The 24,639-nt window shown below is 63.8% G+C and carries 21 protein-coding genes; 10 read left to right on the top strand and 11 right to left on the bottom strand.

Going from position 1 to position 24,639, the window contains the following annotated elements:
- Nucleotides 1-8: 8 nt before the first annotated feature.
- From lpxA to lpxB, 3 genes are read left to right on the top strand one after another with little or no spacing between them, the layout of a single operon-like run.
- Nucleotides 9-842: an acyl-ACP--UDP-N-acetylglucosamine O-acyltransferase gene (gene lpxA / locus FJV80_RS07685; RefSeq protein ID WP_095774343.1), complete on the top strand. Its 834-nt coding sequence runs from the start codon at nucleotides 9-11 to the stop codon at nucleotides 840-842.
- On the top strand, nucleotides 814-1,728 hold the full coding sequence (locus tag FJV80_RS07680; protein ID WP_142876018.1) for an LpxI family protein: 915 nt from the start codon (nucleotides 814-816) through the stop codon (nucleotides 1,726-1,728). The genes lpxA and FJV80_RS07680 overlap by 29 nt, the downstream gene beginning before the upstream one ends.
- On the top strand, nucleotides 1,721-2,893 hold the full coding sequence (lpxB, locus tag FJV80_RS07675) for a lipid-A-disaccharide synthase (RefSeq protein WP_095788812.1): 1,173 nt from the start codon (nucleotides 1,721-1,723) through the stop codon (nucleotides 2,891-2,893). The genes FJV80_RS07680 and lpxB overlap by 8 nt, the downstream gene beginning before the upstream one ends.
- Before the next feature lie 33 nt (nucleotides 2,894-2,926).
- On the opposite strand, the gene gltA is transcribed toward lpxB, so the two are convergent.
- Together gltA and gltX are read right to left on the bottom strand one after the other, a co-directional pair.
- Nucleotides 2,927-4,255, bottom strand: a complete 1,329-nt coding sequence (gene gltA, locus FJV80_RS07670) for a citrate synthase (RefSeq protein WP_095774346.1) — start codon at nucleotides 4,253-4,255, stop codon at nucleotides 2,927-2,929.
- 183 nt (nucleotides 4,256-4,438) lie between these two features.
- Nucleotides 4,439-5,863 carry a glutamate--tRNA ligase gene (gene gltX, locus FJV80_RS07665; protein ID WP_095788859.1) on the bottom strand — a complete coding sequence of 475 codons (1,425 nt, stop codon included), beginning with the start codon at nucleotides 5,861-5,863 and terminating at the stop codon, nucleotides 4,439-4,441.
- 102 nt (nucleotides 5,864-5,965) lie between these two features.
- Here gltX and FJV80_RS07660 point away from each other — a divergent pair, with 102 nt between their 5' ends.
- Nucleotides 5,966-8,422 (top strand): ComEC/Rec2 family competence protein, encoded by a 2,457-nt coding sequence (locus tag FJV80_RS07660; RefSeq protein WP_095788811.1) that lies wholly within the window; start codon nucleotides 5,966-5,968, stop codon nucleotides 8,420-8,422.
- Here the strand turns inward: FJV80_RS07660 and lexA are convergent.
- Both lexA and FJV80_RS07650 read right to left on the bottom strand, forming a co-directional pair.
- Entirely contained in the window at nucleotides 8,416-9,153 is a 738-nt protein-coding gene (gene lexA, locus FJV80_RS07655) for a transcriptional repressor LexA (RefSeq protein WP_142876017.1), read from the bottom strand. The genes FJV80_RS07660 and lexA overlap by 7 nt on opposite strands.
- Before the next feature lie 374 nt (nucleotides 9,154-9,527).
- Nucleotides 9,528-10,301 (bottom strand): GntR family transcriptional regulator, encoded by a 774-nt coding sequence (locus tag FJV80_RS07650; protein WP_095793024.1) that lies wholly within the window; start codon nucleotides 10,299-10,301, stop codon nucleotides 9,528-9,530.
- 152 nt (nucleotides 10,302-10,453) lie between these two features.
- Here FJV80_RS07650 and FJV80_RS07645 point away from each other — a divergent pair, with 152 nt between their 5' ends.
- Genes FJV80_RS07645 through kynU form a run of 4 tightly spaced genes read left to right on the top strand, consistent with a single transcriptional unit; the run spans nucleotide 10,454 to nucleotide 14,489 of the window.
- Nucleotides 10,454-11,440 (top strand): ABC transporter substrate-binding protein, encoded by a 987-nt coding sequence (locus FJV80_RS07645; protein WP_095788858.1) that lies wholly within the window; start codon nucleotides 10,454-10,456, stop codon nucleotides 11,438-11,440.
- A 58-nt stretch (nucleotides 11,441-11,498) separates the two neighbouring features.
- Entirely contained in the window at nucleotides 11,499-12,278 is a 780-nt protein-coding gene (locus FJV80_RS07640) for an ABC transporter ATP-binding protein (protein WP_142876016.1), read from the top strand.
- A gap of 5 nt (nucleotides 12,279-12,283) precedes the next feature.
- A complete protein-coding gene (locus FJV80_RS07635) occupies nucleotides 12,284-13,207 on the top strand; it encodes an ABC transporter permease (protein WP_095774351.1) in 924 nt (307 codons plus the stop codon).
- Between the two features lie 34 nt (nucleotides 13,208-13,241).
- Nucleotides 13,242-14,489, top strand: a complete 1,248-nt coding sequence (kynU, locus tag FJV80_RS07630) for a kynureninase (protein ID WP_142876015.1) — start codon at nucleotides 13,242-13,244, stop codon at nucleotides 14,487-14,489.
- Between the two features lie 65 nt (nucleotides 14,490-14,554).
- Here kynU and kynA read toward each other — a convergent pair whose 3' ends face one another.
- Entirely contained in the window at nucleotides 14,555-15,391 is an 837-nt protein-coding gene (gene kynA / locus FJV80_RS07625; protein ID WP_142876014.1) for a tryptophan 2,3-dioxygenase, read from the bottom strand.
- Nucleotides 15,388-17,013, bottom strand: a complete 1,626-nt coding sequence (locus FJV80_RS07620) for an AMP-binding protein (RefSeq protein ID WP_142876013.1) — start codon at nucleotides 17,011-17,013, stop codon at nucleotides 15,388-15,390. The genes kynA and FJV80_RS07620 overlap by 4 nt, the downstream gene beginning before the upstream one ends.
- 312 nt (nucleotides 17,014-17,325) lie before the next feature.
- Here FJV80_RS07620 and FJV80_RS07615 point away from each other — a divergent pair, with 312 nt between their 5' ends.
- The gene (locus FJV80_RS07615; RefSeq protein ID WP_142876012.1) at nucleotides 17,326-18,156 is read left to right on the top strand and encodes an alpha/beta hydrolase; all 831 of its coding nucleotides are present in this window, start codon (nucleotides 17,326-17,328) and stop codon (nucleotides 18,154-18,156) included.
- 46 nt (nucleotides 18,157-18,202) lie between these two features.
- On the opposite strand, the gene glp is transcribed toward FJV80_RS07615, so the two are convergent.
- The 5 genes from glp to FJV80_RS07590 are packed head-to-tail and all read right to left on the bottom strand — an operon-like array spanning nucleotide 18,203 to nucleotide 23,608.
- Complete coding sequence (glp, locus tag FJV80_RS07610) at nucleotides 18,203-19,408, bottom strand: gephyrin-like molybdotransferase Glp (protein WP_142876011.1); 1,206 nt, start codon at nucleotides 19,406-19,408, stop codon at nucleotides 18,203-18,205.
- Nucleotides 19,408-19,890: a cyclic pyranopterin monophosphate synthase MoaC gene (gene moaC, locus FJV80_RS07605; RefSeq protein ID WP_095774356.1), complete on the bottom strand. Its 483-nt coding sequence runs from the start codon at nucleotides 19,888-19,890 to the stop codon at nucleotides 19,408-19,410. The genes glp and moaC overlap by 1 nt, the downstream gene beginning before the upstream one ends.
- Before the next feature lie 2 nt (nucleotides 19,891-19,892).
- Nucleotides 19,893-20,705, bottom strand: coding sequence for an indole-3-glycerol phosphate synthase TrpC (gene trpC, locus FJV80_RS07600; protein ID WP_095774357.1), 813 nt, complete (start codon nucleotides 20,703-20,705; stop codon nucleotides 19,893-19,895).
- Nucleotides 20,706-20,708: 3 nt separating this feature from the next.
- Entirely contained in the window at nucleotides 20,709-21,719 is a 1,011-nt protein-coding gene (gene trpD / locus FJV80_RS07595) for an anthranilate phosphoribosyltransferase (RefSeq protein ID WP_142876010.1), read from the bottom strand.
- Nucleotides 21,716-23,608, bottom strand: coding sequence for a SurA N-terminal domain-containing protein (locus FJV80_RS07590; protein ID WP_142876009.1), 1,893 nt, complete (start codon nucleotides 23,606-23,608; stop codon nucleotides 21,716-21,718). The genes trpD and FJV80_RS07590 overlap by 4 nt, the downstream gene beginning before the upstream one ends.
- Nucleotides 23,609-23,751: 143 nt before the next feature.
- Between FJV80_RS07590 and tpiA the strand changes: the two genes are divergently transcribed.
- Nucleotides 23,752-24,522 (top strand): triose-phosphate isomerase, encoded by a 771-nt coding sequence (gene tpiA / locus FJV80_RS07585; RefSeq protein WP_142876008.1) that lies wholly within the window; start codon nucleotides 23,752-23,754, stop codon nucleotides 24,520-24,522.
- Nucleotides 24,523-24,639: the final 117 nt, after the last annotated feature.

Raw genomic sequence — 24,639 nt, 5'->3', positions numbered from 1 at the left:
GAGTGCTTATGAAAATCAAGACTTCAATCCATCCTTCCTCCGTCGTGGAAGAGGGCGCTCAAATCGGTCAGGGCGTGCGCATAGGGCCGTTCTGCCACATCAGCGCCGAGGCCGTGATCGGCGATGGTGTCGAACTGGTCAGCCATGTCTCCGTCATAGGCGCGACCACCATCGGCGCCTCGACCAAGGTCTATCCGATGGCGACATTGGGCGCACCGCCGCAGAACACCAAACACAAGGGCGGCCGCACGACGCTGGTCATCGGCGCCAACTGCACCATCCGCGAAGGCGTCACGATGCATGTCGGCACCGACACCAGCCGCGGCGAAACGACAGTGGGCGACAATGGCAATTTCCTTGCCTACGCCCACATCGCCCATGATTGCGTTGTCGGCAAGAACGCTACCTTCGCCAATGGCGCGACGCTGGGCGGCCACTGCGAGATTGGCGACAACGTCTACATAGGCGGCCTCAGTGCCGTTCATCAATTCGTGCGCGTCGGCGACAATGCCTTTCTTGGCGGGTGCTCGGCCTTCGTTGGTGACGTCATTCCCTATGCCATTGCCGTCGGCAACCGCGCCAGCTTGCGCGGTTTGAACATCATCGGCCTCAAGCGCGCCGGTCTACCGCGTTCCGAAATCCATCTGTTGCGCAAAGCCTACAAGACAATTTTCGACCGCTCCCGCACCGTCGGCGAGAACATCGAATTCGCCAAGGCCGAGTTCGCCTCTTCGCCGACCGCCATGAAGATCGTCGACTTCATCAGCAGTCGCGGCAAGCGGCACTATGCAGTGCCATCGCTAAAAGGCAGCGATGGCGACGATACCGACGATGAAGACTGAGGCCGCTTCCGCCGGTCTTGATCTCCCGCCAGATGCCAGGGTCGGCATCATCGCAGGCGGCGGCAGTCTTCCGGTCGAAGTCGCGGCCGGCTCGGCCGGGCAAGGTTATCCGCCCTTCATCGTCCTCATGGAGGGCGAAGCCGACCGTCTGCCGGAATTGTGCCGGTACGAGCATGAGACCCTTGCCCTGGAGGCGATAGGCTCGCTTATTCCTTTGCTCAAACGCCACCGGATTACCCATCTGGTGCTTGCCGGCGAGATCAAGCGCCGGCCAAGGCTGACGCATCTGCGCCCAAGCCTTAGCCTGCTGGCGGTGATACCAATTGTTGTCATGGCGCTGGCGCGTGGCGACGATGGCTTGCTGAAGGTGGTGGCGCGCGGTCTTGAGGCGCGAGGGATTAAGGTCATGGGCGCCCACGAGATCGTGCCGAGCCTGGTCGCCGCCGAAGGCGTCTTGACCAAAGCGGCGCCGCAGAAATCGGATTGGCGCGACATCGAGGCAGGCTTTGCGGCGGCGAAGGCCATCGGGGCGCTGGATATCGGCCAGGCGGCGATCGCGGTCGGCGGCCGGGCCATCGCGCTCGAGGGTATCGAGGGTACGGCCGGATTGCTCGACCGCGCCAAACTGCTGCGTGGCCACGGCCGCATCGCCGGCAAGACCCGCGGCGTCCTGGTCAAATGCGCCAAGCCTGGCCAGGAACTGCGCGCGGACCTTCCGTCCATCGGGCCGCAGACGGTCGAAGCCGCCCATGCGGCGGGGCTTGCCGGCATTGCCGTCGAAGCGGGGCGCTCGCTGATCCTCGAAGGCCCCGCGACTCTGTCGTGCGCCAATGAACTTGGCCTGTTCATCGTCGGCCTGGCCGCAGCGGAGCCCACGCATGGCTGACAAGGGGCTGAAGATCGCGATCGTCGCCGGCGAGGAATCGGGTGACCTGCTTGGCGCCGACATCGTGCGCTCGCTCCGCCAGATAACAGGTCGCGAGGTGCAGCTTGTTGGCCTCGGCGGCCGGCATCTCGGCGAATTGGGCCTGGTGTCCCCCTTTGATGCCGGTGAGATCGCGCTGATGGGTTTCAGTGCCGTCCTGCGCGATCTGCCGCGTCTCATCAGGCGGATCGGTCAACTGGCCAAAACCATCGCCGAGGAAAAGCCGGACTGCCTGGTCACCATCGACAGTCCGGACTTTTCCTTGCGCGTCGCCAGGAAGGTGCGGGCGGCCAATCCGTCGATACCGATCATCCACTATGTCTGCCCGAGCGTCTGGGCCTGGCGGCCGGGCAGGGCGGTGGCGATGAAGCCCTATGTCGACCACATCCTCTGCATCCTGCCGTTCGAGGTGAAGGAGCTCGACCGGCTGGGCGGCCCGCCGGGCACCTATGTCGGGCATCGCCTGACGCATGATGCGGGCGTTCTTGCCGCCCAGAAGGCGCAGGCCTTGCCGCGCGATCTTACCCAGGACCGGATCAAGACATTGCTCGTCCTGCCGGGCTCGCGGCGCGGCGAGGTACGGCGGCTGATCGAACCATTCGGCGAGACCGTGTCGATGCTGCGCGCGCGCGGGAATCGGCTGCGACTGCTGCTACCGACGGTTCCGCATGTCGCCGATCTCGTCAAATCCTCGGTCAACCGTTGGGACGAAAAACCCGAAATCATCGTTGATCCGCAACGCAAATGGCAGGCTTTCGGCAAGGCCGACGCCGCGCTGATCGCATCGGGAACCGTATCGCTGGAACTGGCTTTGGCTGGTGTGCCGATGGTGTCGTCCTACAGGCTCGATCCGGTCGCCCGTGCAGTTGCGCCGTATCTTGTTTCGGTCTGGTCGGCGCTGCTGCCCAATCTCATCTCGGATCGCGCCCTTATCCCGGAGTTCTACAACGAGTACGTCAAGCCGAACAATCTGGCTCGCCAACTGGAAGCGTTGTTCGCCGACAGCGGCATGCGCGCCTGGCAGAAGGACGGCTTTGCCGAGATCGCGCGGCGCATGGCGACGGACAAGCCATCGGGTGAGATCGCGGCGGGCGTGGTGCTGCGCCATCTAAAAAAGGCGCCCTGAGAGGCGCCTTTTTTATGATCTAGACAGCTTCGGTCAGCGCTTGGCGATCGGCACGTAGTCGCGCTCCGGCGCACCGGTGTAGAGCTGGCGCGGGCGGCCGATCTTCTGGCGCGGATCCTCGATCATCTCCTTCCACTGCGCGATCCAGCCGACGGTGCGGGCGACCGCGAACAGCACGGTGAACATCGTGGTGGGGAAGCCCAGGGCCTTCAGCGTGATGCCGGAATAGAAGTCGACATTCGGATAGAGCTTCTTCTCGATGAAATAGGGATCGGTCAGCGCGATCTTTTCCAGTTCCATGGCGATGTCGAGCAGCGGATCGTCCTTGATGCCGAGTTCGCCCAGCACCTCGTGCGCCGTCTTCTGCATGATTTTCGCACGAGGATCGTAGTTCTTGTAGACGCGGTGGCCAAAGCCCATCAGGCGGAACGGGTCGTCCTTGTCCTTGGCGCGGGCGATGAACTCCGGAATGTGATCGACATGGCCGATCTCGCCCAGCATGTTCAGCGCCGCTTCATTGGCGCCGCCATGGGCCGGGCCCCACAGGCATGCAATGCCGGCGGCGATGCAGGCGAACGGGTTGGCGCCCGAAGAGCCGGCGAGGCGAACCGTCGAGGTCGAGGCATTCTGCTCGTGATCGGCGTGCAGGATGAATATGCGCTCCATGGCGCGCGCCAGCACCGGGTTGATCTTGTACTCCTCGCACGGCACGGCAAAGCACATATGCAGGAAGTTTGCCGCGAAACCGAGATCGTTCTTCGGGTAAATGAAGGGCTGGCCGATGTGATACTTGTAGGCCATGGCCGCGATCGTCGGCATCTTGGCGATCAGACGCATCGAGGCCACCATGCGCTGGTACGGGTCCGAGATGTCGGTGGAGTCGTGATAGAAGGCCGACAGCGCGCCGACCACGCCGCACATGACGGCCATCGGGTGCGCGTCGCGGCGGAAGCCGGTGAAGAAGCGCGACATCTGCTCGTGCACCATGGTGTGGCGCGTCACGCGGTAGTCGAAATCGTCCTTCTGCGCCTTGGTCGGCAGTTCGCCGTAGAGCAGGAGATAGCAGACCTCGAGGAAGTCACCGTGTTCGGCCAGCTGGTCGATCGGATAGCCGCGGTGCAGGAGAATACCCGCATCGCCGTCGATGAAGGTGATCTCGGACTCACAGCTTGCTGTCGAAGTGAAGCCGGGGTCGTAGGTGAAGGCGCCGGTCGTGCTGTAGAGCGAGGCGATGTCGATGACGTCGGGTCCGACGGAGCCGCTTCGCACCTTGAATTCATGGGTCTTGCCGGCGAATTGAAGCGTTGCGATAGCCTCTTGGTTCGCGCCGCCCACATCCAGTTTTTTCGCAGCTTCGGTCATTGCAAACTCCTTGTTGTTTCCTCATGCCGGCAAAGGCAAATTCTGCAGAGCGACACGTCGAAATCACCGCAATGCGCGTATTCGCCACCGCATTTTAGGAGGTGCGTGCCAGATTGGGCCAAGGCCTAATGTTGCACTGCGAAACGCCCCTTTCAATGCCAATCTTCTTGGGCCAGTTTGCTCCTAATCGATTTGATCCGCTATGCGCGCCAGGCTTTCCTCGCGCCCAAGCACGGCAAGCACGTCGAACACGCCGGGCGAGGTGCTTTTGCCGGTCAGCGCGGCCCGCAACGGTTGGGCCACGGCGCCAAGCTTGTGGCCACCGGCCAGCGCATAGTCGCGGATCGCGGCTTCCGCCGCGGCCGCCGTCCAGTCGCTCGACAGCCCATTCAAAGCTTCGTGAGCGCCGCGCAGGATTTTGCGGGCACCGTCATTGAGCAGGAGGGCCGCCTTCTCGTCGACCGGCAGCGGGCGCGTAGCGAACAGATAGGCCGCGCCATCGACGAGTTCGACCAGCGTCTTGGCGCGCTCCTTCAGGCCCGGAAGCGCCGCCAGCAACTGCGCCTTGTTGTGTTCGTTGAGGCGCGCGGCCATCGCCGGGCCGCCCTCGAGATAGGGCAGGGTGGCGATGAAGATGTCCAACAGCTCCGCGTCGGCCATGCGCCGCATATGCGCGCCGTTGATGGCTTCCAGCTTGGCGAAATCGAAGCGGGCAGCGCCCTTGTTGACGTCGCCGATATCGAACCAGGAGATCATGTCCTTGATCGACATGATCTCGTCATCGCCATGACTCCAGCCCAGTCGCGCCAGATAGTTGAGCAGTGCCTCCGGCAGGTAGCCCATGGCCCGATAGGCTTCGACGCCGAGCGCGCCATGGCGCTTCGACAGCTTGGCGCCATCGGCGCCATGGATCAGCGGGATGTGCGACATAGACGGCACGTCCCAGCCCATGGCGTTGTAGATCACGGTCTGGCGGGCGGCATTGGTCAGGTGGTCGTCGCCGCGGATGATGTGCGTGACACCCATGTCATGATCGTCGACGACGACGGCATGCATATAGGTCGGGTTGCCGTCCGAACGCAGGATGATGAAGTCGTCGAGATCCTTGTTGGGGAAGCGCACCTCGCCCTGGACGCGGTCATGGACGATCGTCTCACCTTCGGTCGGCGCCTTGATGCGGATGGCGCCCTTGACGCCCGCAGGCGCCTCCGAGGGGGCGCGGTCGCGCCACTGGCCGTTGTAGCGGGGCGGCAGGCCCTTGGCCCGTGCTGCCTCGCGCATGGCTTCGAGCTCGGCCGGCGTTTCGTAGCTGTAATAGGCCTTGCCCATGCGAACGAGTTCTTCGGCGACCTCGCGGTGGCGCGGCGCGCGCTCGAATTGCGAGACCGCGTCGCCGTCCCAGGTCAAGCCGAGCCAGGTGAGGCCGTCGAGGATGGCGGCCGTCGCGGCGGCGGTCGAACGCTCGCGATCGGTGTCCTCGATGCGCAGCAGCATCGTGCCGCCGGTGTGTTTGGCATAGAGCCAGTTGAACAGCGCCGTGCGCGCGCCGCCGATGTGCAGATAGCCGGTGGGCGAGGGGGCAAAACGGGTGACGACCTTGTCGGACATGAAACTCTCGGAAACCATCTGAAGCGGGGTGCGGCTGCGCGGACTTTCGCGCGTCGCGCGTTCATGTAGCATAGGGCGTCAGCGGTGCAAGGGGCAGACCCGATGGCTGGACGAGGCCGGGGCTCGGAACAGGGCGAGGACGCTGGTGTTGGCGTCAGCGAACGGTCCCTGTTTGCGATTCCGCCGCCAGTCTCGCAGCCGCTATCGCCTCTGGTGCCGGGCTCCGATCGTCAACCGCCGCAGGCGGATATGCCGGCGACACTTCCGCCGCCTGCTTCAGGCCGGATTGTGCGTGTCCGGCGGCGACTCGCCCGGGTTTCCTGGCCTCGCCTGCGCCATGGTGCGGCGACGGCAGCGGAGCTCGAGCTTGACCGGGGCATCGCCTTCCTGCTGGTGCCGGTTTGTCTGGCCGCTGGAGCGATCGGCTATTATTCGCTCGCGGCGGAGCCTGATTTTGCAAAGCCTGTCGCGGTCGTCGTGCTGATGGCGGTCTGTGCGCTTGTTTCGCGCTCCTGGCCGAAAACCCATCTGGGCTTCATGGCGGCATTGTTGTGCGCGCTTGGCCTGCTTGTCGCCAAGGTCGAGACATGGCGGGCGGGCACCCAGATGCTGGGTTCGGAAATCTCGACGCAAGTGACCGGCCGCGTCGTTTCGCTCGACCGGATGGAGACCGGCCGCATCCGGCTGACCATCGACGTGACGTCGACCGCACGGCCGAAACTGCGTTATGCGCCGGAAAGGGTCAGGCTTTCGGCGCGAGATATCCCGGCGGAAATGACCGCCGGCTCCATGGTCACCGGCTACGCTAAACTGTTGCCGCCGACCGGCCCGGTGCGGCCGGACAGCTACGATTTCTCCTTCGACAGCTATTTCGCCGGTATTGGCGGCAGCGGCTTCTTTCTCGGCAATCCAAAGCTTGTCTCAGCCACGGACGACGAGGTGCCGCTCACGGCCCGCCTTTTCTCGGGGATAGAAAATGCTCGTGAAGCCATTGCCGACCACATCAGGGCCAGGGTTGGCGGTGCCGAGGGTGAGATCGCGGCGGCGCTGATCGTCGGTGTGCGGGCCGGCATTCCCGATGAAATCAACGAGGCGATGCGGCGCACCGGCATCTATCACATCATCTCCATTTCCGGGCTGCATATGGCGCTGGTCGCCGGCACCATCATGGGGCTGCTGCGCGGTGCCTTCGCGCTGTTTCCGGACTTTTCCGCGCGTCGGCCGGTGAAGAAATATGCGGCCGCCGCCGCCCTGTTCTCGATCGCCGCCTATCTCGTCATTTCCGGTGTCGTCGTTGCCGCCGAACGCAGCTTCATCATGCTGGCGGTGATGCTTGTTGCCGTCCTGTTCGATCGCGCGGCACTGACCATGCGCAACCTCGCCATCTCGGCGATCGCCGTCATTGTGGTGTCGCCGCATGAGGTTGTCGGCCCAAGCTTCCAGATGTCGTTCGCCGCGACCGCCGCGCTGGTCGGCGCCTATGCCGGCTGGGCGGATCACCATGCGGGAAAAGCAAGACCGCCACCGCCAAAGCGAACTTTGCCGGGTTTTCTCACGCGAAAATTCCTGCTGGCGACGGGCGGGCTGGCGATGACCTCCATCATCGCCGGCTGCGCCACGGCGCTGTTTGCCATCTGGCATTTCCAGCGTGTGTCGCCGCTCAGCCTGTTCGCCAATCTGGCCGTCATGCCGATCGTGTCACTGATAGTCATGCCTTTCGCTGTTCTCAGTTCTCTTGCGATGCCCTTTGGTGCCGACGGCCCCTTCCTTTACGTGATGGGCAAGGGCCTGACCGCAATGATCGCCATATCGGCGTGGATATCGGAACGCTCCCCGGTCGATGCGGTCGGGCTGATTTCGCAGCGATCCGTGCTGCTGGTGACCATCGCCCTGGTCATCGCGACGATGGCGACGACCTGGCTGCGGCTCGCGGCAGTGCCATTCGCGCTTGCCGGCCTGCTGACAGTATCGGATACGCGCACCCCGGATGTGCTGATTTCCGAAGATGCGCGGTTGGTGGCGCTGCCGATCGGCGGTGGAGAACTCGCGGTCAGCCGGGCTCGCCCGAACGAGTTCACCGTCGACAATTGGAAACGCGCGCTGGTGTCCGAAACCATCGTCGTGCCGGAGATGTTCGACAGGGCGGACGGGCAATTCGACATTGCCGATGCCGTCAATCTGCCGCCGGGAGCACCGTTCTACTGCACGGATGGCGTCTGTCTTGCACGGCACCCGTCGGGTGCGATCATCGCGCATGTCGAAGACCGCAAGGATACCTGGAAAGCTTGCGGTTTCGCCGACCTGATCGTCGTCAATGACGCGACGGGCTATGATGCCTGCCACAATCCGCTGGTTCTTGTCGTCACCAAACGGCAACTTGCCCGCAAAGGCAGTGCCGCCGTGTTCTTCGACCGCCAATCGGCAACTGGCCCGCCAACCGTCAGCTTCGCGGTGGACGGGCCGTATCGGCCTTGGCACGAGCAGCGAAAATTTTCGCGTGAGGCGAGGGGGCTGGCGCCCTATCAAAAACCCGAAAAGACGGCCGCTCCTGCTCAGTAACGCCGGATCAGCCCGACAAGCTTGCCCTGCACCTTGACCCTGTCTGGCCCGAAAATGCGCGTCTCGTAGGCCGGGTTGGCGGCTTCAAGGGCGATCGAGGCGCCCTTGCGGCGGAACCGTTTCAGGGTTGCTTCCTCCTCGTCGACCAGCGCCACGACGATCTCGCCCGGGCTCGCCGTGTCGGCATTGCGGATGATGACCGTGTCGCCGTCGAAGATGCCGGCGTCGATCATCGAGTCGCCCTTGACCTCCAGCGCATAGTGCTCGCCACCCATGATCATGTCCGGCGGCACCGAGATCGAATGCGTCTGGTGCTGGATGGCATCGATCGGCACACCGGCGGCGATGCGGCCCATCACTGGGATCGACACGGCGGAAACCGCTTCGTCATCATTGCCGGCCGCAGGCAAACGCGACTGCGCCGGCTTGATCTGGCGGCCAAGACCGCCCTGGCCGAGGCTGCCCTGGATGACGCTTGGCGAGAATTTCTTTGCCGCGTTAAGGCCGGGCGCGATCGAATCCGGCAGCCGCAGCACTTCCAGTGCCCGCGCCCGGTTGGGCAGCCGGCGGATGAAGCCGCGTTCCTCCAGTGCCGTGATCAGGCGATGGATGCCCGACTTGGAGGCGAGATCGAGCGCTTCCTTCATTTCGTCGAAGGACGGCGGAATGCCGCTTTCCTTGAGCCGTTCATGAATGAACATCAGCAGTTCATGTTGCTTGCGTGTCAGCATGGCGGCCCCCCAAGGCGTTGAACGACGGATTGAATCAGAATCGAAAAACAAACCCAGAACAAACACTATCTGTTCCAGTTGTGTTCCGCAACTGTTTAAAGTTTAATGAATTTGTTAACGCGTCTGAAATTTTTTGACCGGGGCAGAGGGTCGCGATCAATGATTTCCCTGCCGGTACGCGCATTGAAATCGTTTCGGTTAATGGCCTGTGGCCTAGCCCTGAACGCGGTTTGGCATCAGGTGTTTGGGAGGCGTCTGCGGGGCGGATTTGAGCGGCGTATCGACCCATTCCGGCAGAACGAAACGAAACCAAAACGCCAACGATCGTGAGTTCAGGCCGGCACGGCCACGTGGATCCGGACGCCGCGGAAGCATCATCCGGAAACCGCTTTCAGGCTGCCGGCGCGCGCGGTGTAAGTGTTGGCGCCGTTGTCTTCGCTGTGGACATAGACATGCAGCGTGTAGCCGATATGCGCCGTCATCAGCGCCTTTGCCCGCTCTACATCCCGATCGAGCGCCGCTTCCATGATCGCGGTGTGATGCTCGATGGCGATCGCCTCGCGCAGCGCGTCCATTGCCTCGCCGTAGCCGTCCTTCAGGCCGGCCGCCGCCCGCAAAGTCGGCGCCAGGCCGAGAAACCGATGATGCCGACGCAGCTGATCGGCGATCGTCGAGCGGAAGCGCAACAGCCAGTTTGACGTCGCCGCGCTCAGCAGCGCCGCATGGAAGGCCTCGTGGCTCTCGTCCCATTTGTCGACGGCCGCATCGGAAGGGTCATCGACCGCGGTTTTGCAGCGGGAGAGCCGGTAATGAGCGGTGACGACCGCATCCTCCCATTCCCTGCCGCCGTTCGCGATCGATTCCAGGAACAGCGGCATTTCGACAACCATCCTTGCGCGCGCCAGGTCCTCGAGCTCAGCGCGCGACACGGGAGCGACGGCAAAGCCGCGATTGCTGATGGCAGTGACCAGGCGTTCGGCTTCAAGTCGGGACAACGCTTCACGCAGCGGCGTCCAGCCGACGCCGTATGTGCCGCGCAGCGCGCTCAGCTTGAGCGGCGCCCCCGGCATGAGGCGGGTGGTCAGGATATCGCGCCGCAGCAGCTGATAGGCCGCTTCGGTCTTCGTGGAATTGTTCTGATCCTGCATCGCGGTCGGTCCATCATCAGCCTGTGAAAATTATATATGAAGGGGAAGTATGGCAAGAATTATATATAATGTTGACACGCGGCGAGGGACTGACCATGATCGCCGCAGTTGCCGTCCTTGAGAGCGGCGCTGATCAAATCTGGGAGGAAATGATGTTGAAGTCGAAATCCGCTTGGCTGTCGGGATTGGCCCTGGCAGGCGCGTTGATGGTCAGCGTCGGCAGCGCCGCGGCCGATCAGATACGCATCGGCATCGCCAATTTCGGCGAGCATCCGCAGCTCAATGCCGCCATAGCGGGCTTCAAGAAGGCACTGACGGACAACGGCTTTGTCGAGGGCAAGGACGTCGTCTACACCGAAAGCCATACCAACTTCGATGCATCTCTGGTGCCGCAGATGATCGCCAAGCTGCAGGCGGAGCAGCCCAAGCTGATCTACACCATCACCACGCCGGTCTCGCAGATCGCCAAGAAGGCGCTCGCCGGTTCTGGGATTCCGATCGTCTTCGCCGCGGTCACCGATCCGGTGGCGGCCAAGCTGGTGCCGTCGTGGGAAGCCGGAGACGAAGGCATGACCGGCGCCAGCGATCTGCAGGATGTCGCCGCGGTGATGGCCTTCACCAAGAAGCTGCTGCCGAACGCCAAGCGCTTCGGGGTGCCCTACAATCCGGGCGAGGCCAATGACGTTGCCCTGATCGAAAAGATCAAAGCGGCGGCACCCGCCGCCGGCTTTGAGGTCGTCGAAGTCGGCATCGACAACGTCAATGACATCCAGCAACGCATCGCTTCGCTCGCCGGCAAGGCCGACGTGATCTACGGTCCGGCCTCGAACCTGATCCAGCCGGCGATCGCCGCCGTCTCCGCGGCCGCGCGCCAGGCGGGAATCCCGGTCGTCAACTCCGATGACAGCGCGGTCCGCAACGGTACCGTGCCGGCGAGCTTGGCGGTCAATTACACGCAGGTCGGCATGAATGCCGGCAACATCGCGGCCGAGATTCTCAAGGGCAAGGATCCCAAGACGATCGCGCCGTCGCGTCCGGCCTATAAGGACCATATGGCAACGATTTCCCGCAAGGCGATGGCCGCGTTCGGCATCGAGATACCGGCTTCGATGGCCGATTGCGGCTGCATCGTCGACTGATATCGGGCTGGACGGGCGACGGCGCCGTCGCCGTCGCCCATCAGGCCAGGGAGGAACGATGCTCGATATCCGATCCGCGCGCAAAGTATTCTACAAGGGGCAGGCCGACGAGAAGGTCGCGCTGGACGGCCTCAGCCTGTCATTGGCCACCGGCGATTTCGGCATCGTCATCGGCTCCAACGGGGCCGGCAAGAGCAGCATGCTCAACGCCATTTCCGGAGCTCTTGTCCTGGATTCCGGCAAGATCCTGATCAACGGCGCGGACGTGACGGCCATGCCGGTGCACAAGCGCGCCACGCGATTGGCGCGCGTCTTCCAGGATCCGATGCGCGGCACCGCCGCCAGCATGACCGTGGCGGAGAACATGCTGCTGGCCGATCTGCGCAGCCGAAAACGCACGCTGCGACAAGGGCTGAACGCCGCGAGGCTCGCGTCCTACAAGGAGCGCCTGTCGATATTGGGCCTCGGCCTTGAAAATCGTCTCGACACCCGTGTCGACCTACTCTCGGGCGGGCAGCGTCAGTCGCTGTCGCTGATCATGGCTGTCGGCGGATCGCCGGACCTGCTGCTGCTCGACGAGCATACCGCGGCACTCGACCCGCGCACTGCCGAGATCGTCATGCAGGCGACGGTGCGCGCCGTCAACGCGCTGAAACTGACCACGCTGATGGTTACCCACAACATGCAGCACGCCGTCGACTATGGCAGCCGGGTGATCATGCTCGATGCGGGCCGGGTCCTGCTGGAGGTCACTGGCGAGGACAAGGCCAGGGTCACGGTTATCGATCTGATCGGCCATTTTTCCATCAAGACCGACCGCATGTTGCTGGCGAGCTGATCACCATGGGCTTTATTCAGGACGTTCTCACCAGCTTTGTCGCGATCATGCCGGTGACCCTGGCGCAGAGCCTGATCCTGGCCTTTGTCGTGCTCGGCATCATGATCCCGTTCCGCATGCTGAATTTTCCCGATCTGACCAGCGAAGGCGCCTTTCCGCTGGGCGGCTGCGTCTGCGGCGTGCTTCTTGCCGCCGGCGTATCGCCGCTGACCTGCATCGTCGTCGCATTCGCGGCGGGCTTCGCGGCGGGCTGCTGCACCGCCTTCATCCATCTGCGCTTCCGCATCCACACGCTGCTGGCGGGCATCCTGATGATGACGATGCTTTACAGCATCAACCTGCGCATCATGGGCAAGTCCAACCTCTCGGTTTTCGGCTCGCCGACCGTGTTCGACTGGGTCCCGTTCGCACGGCCGGGTTTTCCGGCCAGCAAGATCGTTGTCGCCGGCCTTCTCGCGCTCATCGTCTTCGCGGCGCTCTACATGTTCTTCAGGACCGAGAAGGGGACTGCCGTGCGCGCCGTCGGCGCCAATCCCGACATGGCCGAGGCGCAAGGCATCAATGTCTGGGCGGCGACCATCGGCGGTGTCGGGCTGGCGAGCGCGTTTTCGGCGTCGAGCGGCGCACTGATGGTGCAGTCGCAGGGATTTGCCGACGTCAATATGGGGCTGGGTATCCTCATCAACGGCCTGGCCGCGCTGATGATCGGCGAGGCGGTCGTCGGCAAGCAGACGGTCTGGCGCCAGCTGCTGGCGCCCTTTGCCGGCGCGATCATCTATTACCAGCTGGTGTCGTTCTGCCTCGCCGCCGGCATGCCGCCTCCCGACCTGAAGCTTGCCACGGGCCTGTTCGTGCTCGCCATGCTTGCCCTGCCGAGCCTCAAGCGCGGCCGGGGATCCGCGCCGGCCCGCGAAGCCATCCGTGAATAATCAGGACCTAAACAACCAGGGAATGTCACAAATCATGCGTGCACCGCTCGATCTCGCAGCAGTCGAAGCCATGGATGCGGCCGATCCGCTGCGCGCCATGCGCGACCGCTTCATTTTGCCGGAAGGCGTGATCTACCTCGACGGCAACTCGCTGGGTGCGGCGGCGCCCGCCGTCTTCAACGAACTGCAGAAGGCGGCGACGCAGGAATGGGCGCAAGACCTCATCCGCGCCTGGAACACCGCCGGCTGGTTCGACATGCCGGTCGCGCTCGGCGACCAGCTCGGACGGCTGATCGGCGCCGCTTCCGGCCAGACGGTGGTCTGCGACACGACCTCGATCAACATCTACAAGGTGCTGCATGCGGCCCTCGGCATGCGGCCGAACCGCTCGGTCATCGTCGCCGAGGGCGACAGTTTTCCAACCGACCTCTACATGGCCGAAGGCGTGGCCTCGACGCGGCCGGGCACGGTGCTGCGGCTCGAAGGCGTCGATGCGCCCACCATCGAGGAACTGATCGACGAGCGCGTCGCCGTCATCCTGGTCAACCACGTCAATTACAAAACCGGACAATTGCGCGACATGGCCGCGTTGACGTGCAAGGCCCATCAGGTCGGCGCGCTGATCGTCTGGGATCTCTGCCACACGGCCGGCGCCTTGCCTGTCGAGCTCGATGCCGCGAACGCCGATTTCGCCATCGGCTGCACCTACAAATATCTCAATGGCGGTCCGGGTGCGCCCGCCTTCATCTATGCCGCGAAACGCCATCACGAAGATGTCCGTCAGCCGCTGAGCGGCTGGTGGGGCCATGCGCGGCCCTTCGCTTTTGAACAAGGCTACACGGCCGGCAGCGGTATCCGCCGGTTCCTGTGCGGCACGCAGCCGGTGCTGTCGATGCGGGCGCTGAAAGGGGCACTCGATATCTGGGATGATGTCGACATGGCGGCGGTGCGCAAGAAGAGCATCGCGCTCACCGACCTGTTCATCCAGCTCGTCGAAGCCAGATGCGGCGCCTACGGCCTCGAACTCGAAAGCCCGCGCAACGGCAATGCGCGCGGCAGCCAGGTGTCGTTCCTCCACCCGCACGGCTACCAGGTGATGCGGGCCTTGATCGAGCGCGGCGTGATCGGCGATTTCCGTGCGCCGTCGACCATCCGCTTCGGCTTCACGCCGCTCTATGTCGGCTACAAGGACGTCTGGCAGGCGGTCGAGGTGCTTGAGGACATCCTGCGCACCGGCGCATGGCAGGAAGCGCGTTTCGCGGTCAAGACAGCGGTGACCTGAGAGGTCAGCGCATTCCAGGAAAAGTGTTGGCGGTTTTCCCACAGGAAATGCGCCAAAGCAAAAAGTCAAAGTCGGGTGCGAACCGTCCACAGTTCGGGAAACAGCACAACCTCGAGCATCTTCTTCAGGTAGGAAGCGCCTGAGGTGCCGCCGGTGCCGCGCTTCAGGCCGATGATGCGCTCGACCGTGGTGACATGGTTGAAGCGCCAGCGGCGGAAATAGTCCTCGAAGTCGACCAGTTTCTCGGCCAGCTCATAGAACATCCAGTAGCGCTGCGGATCGCGGTAAACGGTCTGCCAGGCGACCAGGACTTCTTCGCTTTCGCTGCGCGTCTCGCGCCAGTCCGTGCGTCTGGCGTCGGCGCCGATGTCGAACCCATTGCGCGCCAGCAGCAGCAACGCTTCATCATAGAGCGACGGCTCGGCCAGGATTGCCTCCAGCTTGCCGGTGAGGTCCGGCCGGTGCTTGTGGGGTCCGAGCATTGCGAGGTTGCGGTTGCCCGCCATGAACTCGATGGCGCGGTACTGCCAGGACTGAAAGCCCGAGGACTGGCCGAGCGCATCGCGGAATTCGGTGTATTCGCTGGGCGTCATCGTGCGCAGCACGTCCCAGGCATTGTTCAACTGCTCGAAAATCCGGGCGACGCGCGACAGCATCTTGAAGCTCGGCTCCAACCGGTCAGCGCGAATGGAGCGGATCGCGGCGCCAATTTCATGCAAAGCAAGTTTCATCCAGAGTTCCGAGGTCTGGTGCTGGATGATGAACAGCATCTCGTCATGCGCCGACGACAGCGGCGTCTGTGCGTCCAGCACTTTCTCCAGATGCAGGTAGTCGCTGTAGGACATGCGCTCCTTGAACGACATCTGTGCGCCTTCGGACGCCGGATCGTAGGGCTCGCTCAATTGATTTTCTCCGTGCGCAGCCGGAAGCGCTGGATCTTGCCGGTCTGGGTCTTGGGCAGGGCGGCGATGAATTTGACCGAGCGCGGGTATTTGTAGGGCGCGATCGTTGCCTTGACGTGGTCCTGCAGGCGCTTGACGGTTAGCGCGTCCGCCGCCACGCCTTGCACCAGCACGACATGCGCCTCGACGATCTGGCCGCGTTCGCCATCCTCGGCGCCTATCACGGCGCATTCGGCGACATCGGGATGCGACAGAAGTGCCGCCTCGACCTCGGGCCCGGCAATGTTGTAGCCGGCGCTGACGATCATGTCGTCGGAACGCGCGGCGAAATGGAAGAAACCGTCCTCGTCCTGGGTAAAAGTGTCGCCGGTGAGGTTCCAGCCGTCGCGCACATACTCCTTCTGCCTGTCGTCGGCCATGTAGCGGCAGCCGGTCGGGCCACGCACCGCCAGCCGCCCGGTCTCGCCGCGCGGCACCTCGCGCATCGTGTCGTCGACGATGCGCGCCTCATAGCCTCCCACCGGCTTGCCGGTCGATGCAGGCTTCATGTCGCCAAAACGGTTGGAGATGAAGATGTGCAGCATTTCGGTGGCGCCGATGCCGTCAAGGATCGGCTTGCCGGTCTTCTCGGTCCATTCTTCGAAGACCGGAGCCGGCAGGGTCTCGCCGGCCGATACGGCGACGCGCAGCGACGACAAATCGGCACCTTCATCCATGGCTTTCAGCATGGCGCGATAGGCGGTCGGCGCCGTGAAGGAAATGGTCGCTTTGTAGGTCTCGATGATGTGGACCATGTTGGGCGGCGTCGCCTGTTCCAGCAACGTCGCCGCGGCACCGAAGCGCAAGGGGAAGATGGCGAGGCCACCAAGGCCGAAGGTGAAGGCGAGCGGCGGCGAGCCGACGAAGATGTCGTCCGGCGTCACCTGGAGAATCTCGCGGGCATAGGCATCGGCGATGATCAGGAGATCGCGGTGGAAATGCATCGTCGCCTTCGGCACGCCCGTCGTGCCCGAGGTGAAGCCGAGCAGCGCGACATCGTCGCGGCCGGTGTTGACGGCGGTGAAGGTGACCGGCTTGTCGAGGGCGGCGCGGTCGAGTTCGGCATCATGGTTGGCGGTGCCGTCGAAGCCGATCACCTGCTTCAGGAAGGCGCTGTCCTTGGCGCAGGCGGTCATCTCGTCCATCAGCCTGGTGTCGCAGAGCGCGGTCGTGATCTCCGCCTTGTCGACGATCTTGGTGAGTTCGCCGGCGCGCAGCATCGGCATGGTGTTGACGACGACGGCGCCGACCTTGGTGGCGGCCAGCCAGCAGGCGACCATTGCGGGATTGTTGGCGGAGCGGATCAGGACCCGGTTGCCCGGCTTGATGCCGTAATTCTCGACCAGCGCGTGCGCCAGCCTGTTGGTCCAGTCCGACAGTTCCTTGTAGGTGCGGCGGCGGCCATTGCCGATCAAGGCGGTGTGGTCGCCGAGGCCCTTCTCGACCAACCTGTCGGTCAATTCGACGCCGGCGTTGAGATGCTCAGGGTAATCGAAGCCGTCGAGCAGGAAATCCGGCCATTGATCCGGCGGCGGCAGATGATCGCGCGTGAACGTGTCGATATGCGCTGAAGGCCCAAGCATGTCGCCGCCATCCCATTTGCTTGCCTGGCCAGTGCGCGAAGCATCTGGCCGAGGTGGTAGATATGAAGTTCCCGTCGTTCGCGAGAGGCTTCGTGCAGCCAGCTACACCTGTTTGTCGACGCCACGGAAGGGTGGCATCCGCAGGCTTGGACAGCACAGCAGACCTCCCATTGTCGGCTGTTCTTCGGACAGGATCGCACCAGTCGAAATTTGTTTCAAGCCTAAAATGTTTTTGCCCTGGAGCATTGACGCATGGCATGGTGGCGGCCATTGCTAGCGCCAAACGGATGCGCTTTTGGGGGGAGGGTACGGATGCTCGAACATCGCATTGCCGATTGGAACAACGCCTACGCCAATGGCGCGAATATCGCCGGCAGCGACCGCTGGCCGGCTGCCTGGGCGGAGCCGGCGCAGGCGTTTCGCGACGCGCTTTCGGCGGCGGGCCGGGCACGACTGGACATCGTCTATGGTGAGCGACCGCGCAATCGCTTCGATCTTTTCCTTCCCGACGCCGCGCCCAAGGGGCTCGTCGTGTTCATCCATGGCGGTTACTGGCTCGAGTCCGACAAGAGCGACTGGTCGCATCTGGCCAAGGGCGCTGTCGGCAGCGGCTTTGCCGCGGCGATGCCGTCCTACACGCAGTGCCCGGACATACGCATCGCCGGCATCGTCCGTGAAATCGGCGCGGCGATCGAAGAAGTGGCGGCGATGGTCGACGGACCGCTGATCTTGACCGGACATTCGGCCGGTGGCCATCTCGCCAGCCGCATGGTGACCACATCAACGCCGTTGCCCGCCGATGTGGCACAGCGAATACGTCATGTCGTTTCGATCTCAGGCCTGCACGACCTGCGCCCCCTGATGCGCACCGCTATGAACACCGCTTTGACAATCGACGAGGCCGAAGCCCAGGCCGAAAGCCCCGCGCTGCTGCGGCCCCTGGATGGTGCCCGCATCACCTGCTGGGCCGGCGGCGGCGAGCGCTCGGAGTTCCTGCGGCAGAATGCGCTGCTGGCCAATATCTGGACCGGGCTTGGCGCCGCCACCAGCTGCGTGGTCGAGCCCGACCGGCATCATTACGATATTGTCGATGGCCTAGCCGATCCGGCGCATGCACTGACGCGAACCTTGATCTCGGAATAGGTGAGATCGTTTTTATCCTGTTATCAGTCAGTTATGGGATAATTCTTCAGCGTAGCATTAGAACGCTGCACGAATCCCCGGCGGCGGATGCGGGGGCAAATGGCGCCCGTACGATCAGTCCGTTGGCGTCGGCCAGCATCCTCAGCATGGACGAATCCTGGATACTGAACGGCGTCGCCACCAGCCCGCCATCGTCCTCCCTGACCACCGCCCGCACATAGTCCTGGCGCAGATCATTGGCCAGCATTGCGGCGCCCAGCCGCGCCGGACGGATGTCCTGGCGATGATCGCGGCCGCCGAGCCTCGCCAGAAGCGGCTTCAGGAACAATTGCGAGCAGACCAGGCTGGCCACCGGATTGCCGGGCAGGCCGATACATCTGATAGCGCCGAGGCGTCCGAACATCAGCGGCTTGCCGGGGCGCATGGCGATCTTCCAGAAGCCGAGCGTCATGCCTTCGCCGGTCAGCACGTCATGGATCAGGTCATGGTCACCGACCGAGGCGCCGCCAAGCGTGACGATGACATCCGCACCGGCCGCGACCGCCTTTTTGACCAGCGCTGCGATGGCTTCCTTGCGGTCGGCGGCAATGCCAAGATCGAGCGCGCGGGCGCCGACCGATTGCGCGGCAGCGACGACGCCATAGGCGTTGGACGAGATGATCTGGTCCGGTCCGAGTTCGCTGCCGGGCGGCAGCAGCTCGTCGCCCGTAGCGATGATGGCGACCAGCGGCCGTTTGACCACGTTCACTCTGGGGTGGTTGGCCGATGCCGTCAGCGAGAGCGCCGCCGCATCGAGTAGCCGACCTCTTTCAAGCAGGACATCGCCTTTCGAAAAATCGAGGCCGATGCGGCGGATGTTGCGCCACTCCGCCGTCGGTTCGATCACTTCGATGCGTCCGCTGCCGAGGTCGCGGACGTTTTCCTGGATGACGATGGTGTCGGCGCCCTCGGGCAGTGGCGCGCCGGTGAAGATGCGCACCGCCTGGCGCTCGCCGACGGAACCGTCAAAGCCACGCCCGGCCGGCGCCATGCCGATCACCAAGAGTTTCGACGGCACGGACGCCACATTGGCGGCGCGGACTGCGTAACCATCCATGGCCGAAGCGTTGAAGGGCGGTTGAGTGCGAAGTGCCGCGACCGGTTCCGCCAGCACCCGATCGACTGCCTCGAACAGAGGCACGCTTTCGCCGGCCAGCGGTGCTGCACCATCCAGCAGGCGCTCAAGCGCCTCGGTCACCGGAACCAGCGCCATCAGGCGCCAACCTTGTAGTCGCCGGACTTGCCGCCGGTCTTTTCCACCAGGCGGACACCGGAGATGATCATGGCGCGGTCCACGGCCTTGGCCATGTCGTAAATGGTCAGGCAGGCAACGGAGGCAGCCGTCAGCGCTTCCATCTCGACGCCGGTCTTGCCGGTGACGCGCGCCAGCGCGGTGACTTTCAGGCCGGGCAACGCGTGGTCGGGCTCGATGTCGACGGAAACCTTGGTCAAGAGCAGGGGATGGCAGAGCGGGATCAGCTCATGCGTCTTCTTCGCCGCCATGATGCCGGCGATGCGGGCGGTGCCGAGCACATCGCCCTTCTTGGCGTTTCCGGCGAGGATGGTCTTCAGCGTCTCGGGCTGCATCGAGACGAACCCTTCGGCGATCGCCGTGCGCGTCGTCTCTTGCTTGTCGCCGACATCGACCATATTGGCCTCGCCCTGCGCGCCGAGATGGGTGAGGGCGGCCTTCATCGTCAGACGGCCTCGGCCAGAGCCTTGCCGGTCAACAGAATGCGGGTCGCCGCGGTGACATCGTGTTGCCGCATCAGGCTCTCGCCGACAAGGAAGGTGCCGATGTCCTTCTTCTGCAGCCTGAGGCAATCATCATGTGTGAAGATGCCGCTCTCACTGACCAGCAGGCGGTCGGCCGGCACCATCGTTGCCAGCCGCTCGGAGGTTTCGAGGCTGGTCTCGAACGTTCTCAGATTGCGGTTGTTTATGCCGATCAGCCGCGACGACAGTTTTAGCGCTCGTTGCGTCTCGGCCTCATCATGCACCTCGATCAGCGCATCCATGCCGAGTTCGAATGCGGTCGCTTCCAATTCGCTCGCCAAGGCATCGTCGACGCTGGCCATGATGATCAGGACGGCATCCGCGCCCCAGGCGCGCGCCTCGTAGACCTGGTAGGGGTCGAACAGGAAATCCTTGCGCAACGCGGGCAGGGCGACGGCTGCGCGTGCCCTGGTGAGGAATTCCGGCGCGCCCTGGAAGGACGGCGCATCGGTCAATACCGAAAGACAGGCGGCGCCGCCCTTCTCATAGGCCTGCGCCAGTGCCGGCGGATCGAAATCGGCACGGATCAGCCCCTTGGAAGGACTTGCCTTCTTGATTTCGGCGATCAGGGCGAAGCGACCCGATCTGCGCTTCGCCTCAAGAGCTGCAAGAAAGCCGCGTGGCGCGTCGGCGTCCTTCGCCCGCGCCTTGATCTCGGCCAGCGGCACGCGTGCCTTGGCGGCGGCGATCTCGTCGCGCTTGTAGGCCTCGATCTTGCGCAAAATGTCAGACACGGTTCACCCGTTCGAAATTTCGACCAGCCGGTCGAGCACCTGCAGCGCCCGGCCGCTGTCTATGGCTTGCGCTGCGAGCGCGATGCCATCGCCAAGCGTCGTCGCCTTGCCCGCGATCACCAGCCCGGCGCCGGCATTCATCAGCACGGTGTCGCGATAGGCGCCGGCAGCACCACCCAGCATGTCGCGCAAGGCCTTGGCATTGTAGGCGGCGTCACCGCCGCGCAGCTCGTCCTTGGTGTGGCGCTTCAATCCAACCTCTTCCGGGGTCAGTGTGAAGCTGCGGATCTCACCGCCGATCAGTTCCGCCACCTGCGTCTGGCCGGTGGTGGTGATTTCGTCATAGCCGTCGCCATGAACGACCCAGGCATGCTCGGTGCCCAGCGCCTTCAATGTCTCGGCCACCGGCATGATCCATTCCGGCAGAAACACACCGACCATCTGCCTGACGACGCCAGCCGGATTGGAGAGAGGCCCGAGCAGATTGAAGATGGTGCGGGTTCCGAGCTCAACGCGGGTCGGGCCGACATGTTTCATGGCCGGATGGTGCGCCGGCGCGAACATGAAGCCGACGCCGGCTTCATGGATGCAACGGCCGATCGTCTCCGGCGGAATGTCTATCTTGACCCCAAGCGCGATCAGGACATCGGCAGCGCCGGTCAGCGAGGACAGGCCGCGATTGCCGTGCTTGGCGACCGGCACGCCGGCGGCGGCGATGACGAAGGCCGAGCCCGTCGAAATATTGACGCTATGGGAATTGTCGCCGCCCGTGCCGACGATATCAATGGCGCCCGCGGGCGCCTCGACGCGCAGCATCTTGGCCCGCATCGTGGCGACAGCGCCCGAAATCTCGCTGACCGTCTCACCGCGTACGCGCAGCGCCATCAGGAAGCCGCCGATCTGCCCGGGGGTCGCGTCGCCCGACATGATGATGTCGAAGGCCTCGCGCGCTTCCTCGAAGGAAAGCGCGGTGCCGGCCGCCACCTTGGCGATATGGGTTTTCAGCGCGCTCATCTTGTCGAGGCTTGGGCAACGGCGGCCTGGTCGATGCGGACGTCATACTGCGTCTGCAACTGCGCCACCAATTGGTCGAGCAGATCGTCCGACATGCCGGAAGTGAAGGATTTTTGCGCATCCTCCGGCACCGAGCTGGCATCGGCTCCGGCGGGCTCGAACACTTCTGCGACCTTGAACAGGATCTGCCCGTCACCGGTGGGCGAGGGGATCAAGCCGGTGCCGCCTTCGCCGACGCCGAACATCACAGCAGCGCCGTCCTTGCCGAAATCGGCATCGTCGGCTTCGCGCTTCAGGCCGCGCTTGGTCTGCTTCTCCAGCTTGAGATCACCGGCGATGACATCGAGCGTGGCGCCGGCCTTGAGCCGCTTGTCGAGCTCGCCCGCCTTGGCGGCAAGCCGCTTGGTGGTCTCAGCCGCCGTCCAGTCGGCAATGACTTTCTGGCGGACCTCGTCCAGTGTCCGGTCGCGAGCCGGCGTGATCGAAGCGACCTCATAGAAGATGAAGCCGTTATCGGCCGTGGTCAGCGCGTCGTTTTCGGTTTTGGGTTCGGCATCAAAGACCGCCTTGATCAGCGCCGGCGATTCAGGCAGGTCCTTGACGATGGAGCCGTCCGGCCTGAGGCCGCTGCGATCGATGGCGTCTATTGTGACGTCCTTCAGCTTCAGCTTGGCGGCCGCGTCGGCCAGCGAACTGCCGGAGGCTCGGGTGTCTTCGTAATTGTCGTGCACATCCAAAAGGATACGGCTTGCCTCGCCCAGCGCCATGTCCTTGCGGATCTGGTCGGACACTTCGGCGAGCGGCTTCACCACCTCGGGCTTGATCTCGGTAACGCGCAGCAGCACCGGACCGAAGGCCCCCTGAACGACCTGGCTGACTTCATTGGCGTTGAGCGCAAAGGCGGCATCGGCAACCGCCTTGTCGGCGATCTTGTCCTTGGCCAGCGTGCCAAGCAGCGTGTCGGCCGGGGTCTTGCCTTCGGCTGTCACCAGCTTTTCGAAAGTGGCGCCGGCCTTGAGCGAATCGAGCGCGGCCTTGGCCGCATCCGGTGTCTTGAACACAAGCTGCTCGATCGTGCGCATTTCGGGCGTCGTGTAGCGCGCCTTGTTCTTGTTGTAATCGTCATTGACCTGTTGATCGGTGACGGCATTCGGATCCATGATGTCCACCGGCTCGAGGCGGACATAGGAGAATTTGCGGTACTCGGGTGCGGCGTAGCTCTTCTTGTTGGCCTCGAAATAGGCCTTAAGCACGCTGTCGCTCGGTGCCTCGATCGGCTCGACGAGCTTCTTCGGCAACACCAGATAGTCAACGGTGCGGTCCTCGCCGCGATAGAGCGCGACCGCCTTGAAGAAAGCGTCCGGCGCCTTGAGGCCGTCCGAGACCGCCTCGACGATCTGCTGGCGCACCGCCACTTGGGCGCGGTTCTTCAGGTAATCCTCGGGCCGCATGCCGACCTGGCGCAGCATGTACTCGAATGTTCTCCTGTCGAACTCGCCGCTTGGGCCCTTGAACGCCGGGTCCTCGCGCGTCAGTTCGGCCAACCGGTCCTTGGACAGGCCGAGGCCAAGCTTGCGGGCCTGTTCGTCGAGAACGGCGCCGGAGACAAGCTGAGCCAGGACCTGGTTATCGATGCCGAGCGCCTTTGCCTGTTCGTGGGTGAGGCGCTGACCGAACTGCTGCGACATGACGGCGAGCTGGCGATCATAGGCGAGGCGGTATTCGTTGATCGATACCTTGGTGCCACCCGCTGTTATCACCGAATCGTGGCCGGCAAAGCCGCCCATCAGCCGCCCGGAGATGCCCCAGGCGGCGAAACTGACCACCAGCAGCGAAAGCAATGTCTTCGCGACCCATGTACCCGCCGCGCTTCTCAATATACCAAGCATCGTTACTTCCGATTTATGCGCATTTTCGCATGCGCCGAGTCTGAAACAAGCGCAATAGCGCCCTTCCGGCCCACTGTCGATTGCTTTGTGGCCTGATTTTGGTAGTGAGGGCCAGAGCCTGATATTGCCCGGAGAAGCAGACCATGACGCCAGGAATTCGCCCGCTTGTCGCCGGCAACTGGAAAATGAACGGCACCAGCGCTTCGCTGAACGAACTCAGGATGATCGGCAACGGGTTCATGAGCGGGCTCGACGCGGAGACCGAGGCCCTGGTCTGCGTTCCCGCGACGCTGCTCTCTCATGCAGCGGAGATTCTGTCGCGCACGCCGGTCCATGCCGGCGGCGAGGATTGCCACGCCAAGGAAAGCGGCGCCTACACCGGCTGCATCTCGGCGGAGATGCTGAAGGATGCCGGCGCGAGCCATGTCATTGTCGGCCATTCCGAATGCCGCGAACAACGCGCCGAGGACGATGCGACGGTCCAGGCCAAGGCCGCCGCCGCATGGCGCGCCGGGCTCGTGGCCATCATTTGCATCGGCGAGACGCAGCAACAGCGTGAAGCGGGCGCCACGCTCGACGTGCTGTCGCGCCAGGTCGCCGGCTCGGTGCCGCCGAGTGCCACGCCATCCAACACCGTCATTGCCTATGAGCCGGTATGGGCGATCGGCACCGGCCTGACGCCGACCGCGGCCGATGTGACCGAAGCGCATGCGCATATCCGCGAAAAGCTCTCGGAGAAACTTGGTGCCGCTGCCGCCAAGATGCGCATACTCTACGGCGGCTCGGTCAAGCCGTCCAACGCGGTTGAACTGCTGGGCGTCAGGAATGTCGATGGCGCCCTGGTCGGCGGCGCCAGCCTGAAAGCAGCCGATTTCCTCGGTATCGCCGAGGCCTATCGCAGCATTTCAGGCTAAGATTCACGACGAAGGACGGGGCTGATCCCGTCCAAATTCGTTGCAAAGGGCGCGTTGCTTCCCATATTCCGGCCACGGGCTTGGAAATGCCGTGAAAGCATTGTATTGAGCCGCCTC

Origin of the sequence: Mesorhizobium sp. WSM4310 (assembly GCF_007003935.1) — a bacterium.
GTDB lineage: Bacteria > Pseudomonadota > Alphaproteobacteria > Rhizobiales > Rhizobiaceae > Mesorhizobium.
The sequence above is the reverse complement of the archived record's forward strand: the minus strand, read 5'-3'. Positions and strand labels throughout refer to the sequence as shown.